The following is a 7,941-nucleotide window of genomic DNA, read 5'->3' on the forward strand; positions in this document are numbered from 1 at the left end:
GTCACCCCTAATTTTATGAGAGAAGCGGCAGCTTTAGCGGATAAATCGGGCGCATAGGGAGGTAATACCCGATCCATCCCTTCTAAGAGCAAAATTTTCGCTTCTGTGGGGTTAATCTGGTGGAAATCAGACCTAAGCGCACCGTGGGCAATTTCAGCGATCGCTCCTGCTAATTCTACCCCCGTCGGTCCGCCACCGACAATAACAAAAGTTAATAAAGCTTGCCGCTTTTCGGCATCAATTTCTTTCTCGGCCTTCTCGAAAGCGAGATAGATGCGACGACGTATTTCTACTGCGTCTTCAATGGTTTTTAACCCTGGAGCGTAGGGTTGCCATTGATCATTGCCAAAATAGTGATGACTGACTCCCGTGGCAATAACTAATTGATCGTAGGCGATCGGTGGGTGATCTTCCAAGATCACTTCTCCCTTGACCGGATCTATATCTATGGCATGATCGAGGAGAATATCTGTATTGTCATGACCCCGTAGGATTAAGCGCAAAGGTGAGGAGATATCGGCCGGAGACAGCGCCCCAGTAGCGACTTGATAGAGGAGGGGCTGAAAAAGATGGAAATTTCGCTTATCGATGAGGGTAACATGAACGGGGGCGTTTTTTAGGGCTTTGGCCGTGTATAAACCCGCAAATCCGCCGCCGATGATAACAACTCTTGGCTGTTTTTCAGTCATTGCTTAACAATAATTCATAAATTTTCCCCTAGTGTAGTCCGGATTGTCACAATTTAGCGGTGACAAGCGTTACCGAAAACAGCAGTCTTTACCCTAGAAAAAAATATAGATACTGGCTTTTTTGACCAACCAAGAGGGCAAAACTAAGGAAGTACAGGGAATCTCCCCAGAATTTAGCCTATATATGCTCGAAAAACTTGAAAAGACCGCTACGCCGTTTTACCTAAGTTTATGACCTGGGTTAACCAGGTGGGAACTTATATTACGCGTTTCTGTTTCCGAGTACAAGCTCGGTTTACTACCACACGAATTGGTTATTCGCTCCCTTATCACAATCAAGCATAGATCAAAAAACTTGAAAGGCAGTCACCAACGTAGAAGCCTGATTTGTTCTCATCATAGCATTTTTTTTTCTCAGAGGCAAGAGGGGAGATTCAGTGATCAGTTATCAGTGATCAGATTTGAGTTTTCAGTTTACTGTTTACCGACCACAGCCAAAAAGCCTGCCAACACCCAGCAATTCCCAATGCAAACGGTAGCACAGAATACAGAACCAGTCTTACTCTTGCCTTTCAAAATGGAGTGAAGGGTTTGAACAGTGGGTTTCGGGGGAATGGAAGTCAAACAACTGGGTTTTCTGGGGATGCTGAGCTATTTCCAGGTAGTTATCCCTGGGATAACTGAGCCTCGAAGTGCCAGCAATGCTACCCGCTACAGTCTGAAAGACGCAATATTAGGGGCATTCGCCGCCTTTTTTCGCCAGAATGAATCATTTCTAGAATATCAGCGTCAACTGAATAGTCGTTGTGGACGAGATAATGCTCAAAGTCTGTTTGGTTTGGTCAATATCCCGACAGTAGAGCAGATGCGGAACATCCTCGATGGAATAGCCGCAAAGCATCTTTTTCCCCTGTTCAAATGGATTGATCAAGGTCTGGGAGACCAAGGCTATTTAAGGCTGTTTGCAGCCTTGGATGGCAACTTACTCGTCGCCCTAGATGCTACTCAGTACTATAGTTCAGAGAAAATTAGTTGTCCTTGTTGCTCAAGCCGCACCTCAAAACAGGGAAAGATAACCTATCAAATCAGGAGAAAGGTAAAATTGGCTAAAGATTTAGTTTATCAAGCAGCCAAAAACGCTTTGATCAAAGATAATTGGTTAATTACTCATGACCCTTATACGATAAGTTTTGGAGGGGTGAATATGGCTGTTGATTTAGGCGCAGAAAAGCTGATTGCTGCGACTAAAGATCATCAAAAGATTGCCGTAGAAATTAAAAGTTTTTTAGAGGGGTCTTCAGCGATCTCAGAATTTCATACTGCCCTAGGACAATTTATTAATTATCGGGCGGTTTTAAAGAGAAAAGACCCAAATAAAGTCTTATTTTTAGCTATTCCTAGTTTTACTTACGACACTTTTTTCTCTTTAGATTTTACCCAATTTGATGATTAGAGAAAATCATTTAAAATTAATCATTATTTTCGCCAAATCAGGAGGTAATATTAACATGGATAAGTTAGCAAAATATCGTCAATTAGTCAAAAGTATTCTCTCGGAATATACTCAATATAAACCCACTTGTAATGATTTAGAGATTCAAGCTATTTTTGATGAACAAAAAGAACATTATCAGGTCGTTACTTTTGGGTGGGAAGGCGAAAAATATGTACATTATTGTCTCATTCATATTGACCTCAAGTCTGATAAAATTTGGATTCAATGGAATATGACAGAACAAGATATTGCTGAAGACTTAGTTAAACTAGGTGTTCCTAAAAAAGATATTGTCATTGGCTTTCATCCTCCTGTACTTCGTCAATTGACCGATTATGCAGTAGGATAAATTAATTTATCCTACTGCAATTGATCCCAGTTAGCTGTCTGGTTCTTGGGGGTTATCTGTTGGTGACCTTGCTTTTTTTGATAGGACACCTTTTACTTTTGTTGCGGCTAAACCCAGTCCGAGTAAACCTAAACCCAAGATATTAGACGGCTCAGGGATAGTCACTTGTGTAGGAGAATCAAGTCGGGCGATCCAAGCTTCGGTCTGACCGCTAGGATTCGCGCCGTACCCCACAATCGTCAGCCCGTCAGCGGAGATTCCCTGCGCTACACCTAACTGCCATCCCGTCAGATTTAATCCGAAATCGGTGGTGAGAATGTTCTGAAGGCTCCTCATCCCCCCAGATGGAGTCCAGCGAAACGCCTCGACATTGTTCGCGGCATTATAGCTGTAACCGACAACGACGGAGCCATCGCCCGACACGCCGAAAGCCTGGCTATAGAAAGCCCCGCCCAGGAGGTCACCGAGACCGACCATCCCCACTGCTTGAGTCCAGCGGAACGCCTCGCCCCCGTTCGCGGAAGTACCTGTACCGACGACGACGGAGCCATCGCTCGATACCCCACTAGCACCGCTATAGAATTCCCCGCCGGGGAAGTCACCGAGACCGACCATCCCCCCTGTTTGAGTCCAGCGAAACGCCTCAGTTCCGTTCGCGGAAGTGCCCGCACCGACGACGACGGAGCCATCACTCGATACCCCATGAGCAGCGCTATTGACAATCCCGCCGAGGAGGTCACCGAGACCAACTATCCCTCCTGATGCTGTCCAGAGGAACGCCTCTTGTCCGGTCACGACATTGCCCAAACCGACGACGATGGAGCCATCGCCCGATACCCCAAAAGCAACACTCGCGAAAGCCCCACCGGGGAGGTCACCGAGACCGACGATCCCCCCTGCTTGAGTCCAGCGGAACGCCTCCAACCCGCTCGCGGAATTGCTGGAACCGACGATGACAGAGCCATCGCTCGATACCCCGTAAGCAAGGCTACCAGAATTCCCTCCGGGGAGATCACCGAGACCGATCATCCCACCTGAGTCCGTCCAACGGAACGCCTCGTTTGCGCTGCTTGCGGAATAGCCGTAACCGATAACGACGGAGCCATCGCTCGATACCCCGTAAGCTCGGCTAGAGAAACCCCCGCCGGGGAGGTCGCCGAGACCTTGAAAGGAGGCGGCATGGGCGGGATTGGCGAGAGCGATCGCTGAAGTCACGAGGGCGATTCCGAAGAGAGTTTTGTTTTGGTTTTTCATGGTTTTTGATGTTTGAAATAAGTGGGGTTTGAGAGAATACGATCTTCGTGGGGCAAAAGTGTTACTTAATCGATACGTTCATCTAGTCGATACGGACTTTACTCTATGCGTCTCGATCGCAAGGCTTCTTAGCTATTCAAGAAGAACAAAATTTTTTCTCGGGTAGGCACGGGGATTTTCGTCAGAAATCCCCATCGCATACCGAATCAGCGTTTCTTGTATCTTGTTGCCAGTCCCAGCAGGGAAACTAAACCGATCGCAAAAACGGCGGAAGGTTCGGGGGTGCTGGTAGAGGTCGCGCCTAGGCGGGCGATCCAGCCTTCGGTCTGACCGTTAGGATTCGTGCCGTACCCAACGATCGTCAGCCCATCGGCGGAAATCCCCTGCGCGCGCGATAGTTGCCATCCCGTCAGATTCAATCCGAAATCGGTGGTGAGAAGATCTTTAAGACTTCTTATCCCCCCTGCTTGAGTCCAGCGGAACGCTTCGTACCCGTTCGCAGAGTTGCCGAAACCGATGACGACGGAGCCATCGTCCGATACCCCGCTAGCATAGGTATCGACACTCCCGCCGGGGAGGTCACCGAGACTGACGATCCCTCCTGCTTGAGTCCAGCGGAACGCCTCAATTCCGCTCGCGGAAGTGCCGTAACCGACGACGATAGAGCCATCGCTCGATATCCCGTAAGCACCGCTACCGAAACCCCCGCCGGGGAGGTCACCGAGACCAACGATCCCCCCTGCTTGGGTCCAGCGGAACGCCTCATTCCCTGTCGCGGGGAAGGTGATACCGACGACGACGGAGCCATCGCCCGATACCGCTTGAGCACTGCTCTGAGAAACCCCACCAAGACCGACGATCCCCCCTGCTTGAGTCCAGCGGAACGCCTGGAAATTGCTCGCGGAATGGCTGTAACCGACGACGACGGAGCCATCGCCCGATACCCCGTTAGCTATGCTTTGGAAAATCCCACCGGGGAGGTCACCGAGACCGACGATCCCCCCTGCTTGAGTCCAGCGGAACGCCTCCAACCCGTTCGCGGAATAGCTGTAACCGACGACGACAGAGCCATCGCCCGATACCCCTAAAGCAGAACCCTGGAAAGTCCCGCCGGGGAGGTCACCGAGACCGACGATCCCCCCTGCTTGAGTCCAGCGGAACGCCTCCAACCCGTTCGCGGAATTGCCGGAACCGACAACAACGGAGCCATCGCTCGATACCCCGTTAGCCCAGCTATCGAATCCCCCTCCGGGGAGGTCGCCGAGACCTTGAAAGGAGGCGGCGTGGGCGGGATTGGCGAGAGCGATCGCTGAAGTTGCGAGGGCGATTCCGAAAAAAGTTTTGTTTTGGCTTTTCATAGTTTTAGTGTTTGGTATGGACTGGGCTTGTAATAATTAACATAACTCATATGACAAGCTAAATCACTCAATGAAACTGCATGAAAAAATCGAAGAAAGAAATTCCGATTTCAATCATGAATAGAAAATCCTTTTCGAGATAATGTTTTAAATCTATTGGTGGTTCTTTTCAGAGCTAGTTTTTTCCAGATATGCTGGTAAATCATCCAGAGAAAGCAATGTCAAAAGACTTAACTTAGTTTTATTGACTTTTTCCAAAAAAACCAACACCTTACCCTCAGACATCTCAGCATTAATCTCCACAAAAACATAACCAATTCTGTCCGATAAAACCTCCTCTACCGAATCACCACCAAAACCTGATTTAGGGGTTACAAAGGTGAGATGCTCCCCTTTTAGACTTTATGCTCGATGATGCCATCCCTAGGGCTCTTGTTAATTCTTCTTGATGTTGGATTGGGATGTACAGGGCAAAAGTGTTTGAGGTTCCGTATCATTTGCTACATTCTGAATTTGGAATTGCTGGCCAACACCTGATCTTGTTGGCTCCGTGAAAGTCTGGGACTACAATAGAGAAAAGTGACAATTTTTGCCAGAGTGATCACCGAGGACTAATAAAGAATGACGGCTATCCTAGGGAAACCTGCCACGCTTAACACTCCGATTCTGCACCGTCTTGCCAATGGTTTAACGATTATTGCCGAAAGTCAACCGGTAGAAGCGGTTAATCTCAATGTTTGGCTGCAGGTCGGCTCGGCCTTAGAATCGGATCAGATCAATGGGATGGCTCATTTTCTTGAACACATGGTTTTTAAGGGAACCCCTAACTTAGACAGTGGTGAATTTGAACGGGCGATCGAATCGAGGGGAGCGGTGACTAATGCCGCTACTAGCCAAGAATACACCCATTATTACATTACCACTGCCCCGCAGGACTTCGCCCATCTGGCCCCGCTGCAGCTAGAAGTGGTTTTAGACGCTTTAATCCCTGATGAGGCTTTTGAGCGGGAAAGACAGGTTATTTTAGAAGAAATTCGTCGTTCTCAGGATAATCCCCGTCGTCGCACTTTTTATCGCACCATGGAGACCTGTTTTCAAGTTTTACCCTATCGTCGTCCGGTGTTGGGTCCGACGGCAGTGATTGAAAATCTTACTCCTCAACAAATGCGCGATTTTCATCGGACTTGGTATCGTCCCGAATGGATGACGGTGGCGGTGGTGGGTAATTTGCCTGTAGATGATTTAATGGCTATTGTGAGCGATTCTTTAGATACTTTAGGCAGTAAGGGCAATTCTGGGCTTATTTCTCATCCTATCGCTAATCTACAGCCTGAAGCTCCCTTTAACGAGATTATCCGTCAAGAATACGAGGATGAAAATTTGCAGCAGGCCCGCTTAATCCTATTTTGGAAAGTGCCGGGGTTGAGAGACTTAGAAAAAACCTATCCTCTCGATGTTTTAGCGGCTATTCTGGGTCAGGGCAAGGTATCGCGATTATTTCAGTCTCTGCGCCAAGAAAAGGGCTTAGTTTCCCAAATAACTGCCAGTAATATGTCCCAAGCAGTGCAAGGGGTGTTTTCCGTGTCGGCCCAATTAGCCTCGGAAAATATCGAGCAAGTGGAGAGAGACATTACAGCACAGATTGGACAAATTCAACAGGAAGCTGTGACAGTTTCTGAACTGGAACGAGTTAAAACCCAAGTGGCCAATCAGTTTATTTTTAGCAATGAAAGACCGAGCGATCGGGCCAACCTTTACGGTTATTATCATACTCAGATCGGTGATTTGCAACCGGCTTTTTGTTATCCCCAACACATTGAAGCTCTCACTTTAGAGGATATTCAAAATGCCTGTCAAGAGTATTTAAATCCTAACGCTTACGGTGTGGTGGTGGTAAGACCAATTCAGTGAACAGTAATCAGTAATCAGTAATAATGTAGGGTGCGTTTTTGCGGCAATAACCTTGAATAAAAAAAACAAATTAGCAATCCGCGCCCCACGCACCAGTTAAGTAAGTAATCTCAATTAATTGCTAGACCGCTAAAGTTTTTGGATTGAATCACGGTAGTTTAGATTCATTACTGGAGGGCATATTAGGTTGGCTCAAGCTCTGAAATTCCTTGTTCTATGACGCACGATTTTGTCTGCCGCTTTACCCGTTGCTCTGCCAGCACTTACGCTATTCGCTACTCTCAGTCATCGAAAATTTGGGTCTGAAACCCCGTCGTTCTACGACGGCTTTACTGTTAAATATTAGCACATTTACGAAATATATGCTAAAATGTGAGGTATGGAAAAGCTATCGCTACCGATTTTACCCCACACCCGAACAAGAGTCGCTATTGCGGCGCACTTTGGGCTGTGTAAGATTAGTTTACAATAAAGCTCTCCATCTCAGAACACAAGCATGGTACGAAAGACAAGAAAGAGTAGGATATACTGAAACTTCTTCAATGCTAACCGATTGGAAAAAACAAGAAGAATTAGAGTTTTTAAACGAAGTTAGCTGTGTACCCTTACAACAAGGGTTAAGACATTTACAAACAGCTTTCACTAATTTCTTTGCTGGTCGTACTAAGTATCCTAACTTTAAGAAAAAACATCAGGGAGGAAGTGCCGAATTTACCAAATCAGCCTTTAAATTTAAAGACAAACAAATCTATTTAGCTAAATGCACAGAACCTTTACCTATTCGATGGTCAAGACAAATACCAGAAAGCTGTGAACCAAGCACAGTAACAGTCAGATTACATCCCTCAGGACGTTGGCATATTTCAATTAGATTTGATGACCCAA

At 47.0% G+C, this 7,941-nt stretch carries 7 protein-coding genes and 1 other RNA gene; 4 read left to right on the top strand and 4 right to left on the bottom strand.

The window, feature by feature from the left end:
• Positions 1-689: NAD(P)/FAD-dependent oxidoreductase (locus tag IQ242_RS11100; RefSeq protein ID WP_193960016.1), on the bottom strand; the 689-nt coding region annotated here is incomplete at its 3' end.
• Positions 690-888: 199 nt separating this feature from the next.
• A non-coding RNA gene (gene ssrS / locus IQ242_RS11105) (6S RNA) lies at positions 889-1,076 on the bottom strand.
• Between the two features lie 226 nt (positions 1,077-1,302).
• On the opposite strand from ssrS, the gene IQ242_RS11110 reads away from it, so the two are divergent.
• Together IQ242_RS11110 and IQ242_RS11115 are read left to right on the top strand one after the other, a co-directional pair.
• On the top strand, positions 1,303-2,142 hold the full coding sequence (locus tag IQ242_RS11110) for a XisH family protein (RefSeq protein ID WP_228020935.1): 840 nt from the start codon (positions 1,303-1,305) through the stop codon (positions 2,140-2,142).
• Between the two features lie 55 nt (positions 2,143-2,197).
• A complete protein-coding gene (locus tag IQ242_RS11115) occupies positions 2,198-2,533 on the top strand; it encodes a XisI protein (RefSeq protein ID WP_193960017.1) in 336 nt (111 codons plus the stop codon).
• Positions 2,534-2,563: 30 nt separating this feature from the next.
• Here the strand turns inward: IQ242_RS11115 and IQ242_RS11120 are convergent, their stop codons facing one another.
• Together IQ242_RS11120 and IQ242_RS11125 are read right to left on the bottom strand one after the other, a co-directional pair.
• The gene (locus tag IQ242_RS11120; RefSeq protein WP_193960018.1) at positions 2,564-3,787 is read right to left on the bottom strand and encodes a PEP-CTERM sorting domain-containing protein; all 1,224 of its coding nucleotides are present in this window, start codon (positions 3,785-3,787) and stop codon (positions 2,564-2,566) included.
• 206 nt (positions 3,788-3,993) lie between these two features.
• Positions 3,994-5,145, bottom strand: a complete 1,152-nt coding sequence (locus IQ242_RS11125) for a PEP-CTERM sorting domain-containing protein (RefSeq protein WP_193960019.1) — start codon at positions 5,143-5,145, stop codon at positions 3,994-3,996.
• A gap of 621 nt (positions 5,146-5,766) precedes the next feature.
• On the opposite strand from IQ242_RS11125, the gene IQ242_RS11130 reads away from it, so the two are divergent.
• Complete coding sequence (locus IQ242_RS11130; protein ID WP_193960020.1) at positions 5,767-7,056, top strand: pitrilysin family protein; 1,290 nt, start codon at positions 5,767-5,769, stop codon at positions 7,054-7,056.
• Positions 7,057-7,418: 362 nt separating this feature from the next.
• Positions 7,419-7,941: RNA-guided endonuclease TnpB family protein (locus IQ242_RS11135; RefSeq protein WP_193960021.1), on the top strand; the 523-nt coding region annotated here is incomplete at its 3' end.

Source organism: Microcystis sp. LEGE 08355, assembly GCF_015207185.1.
Lineage (GTDB): Bacteria > Cyanobacteriota > Cyanobacteriia > Cyanobacteriales > Microcystaceae > Microcystis > Microcystis panniformis.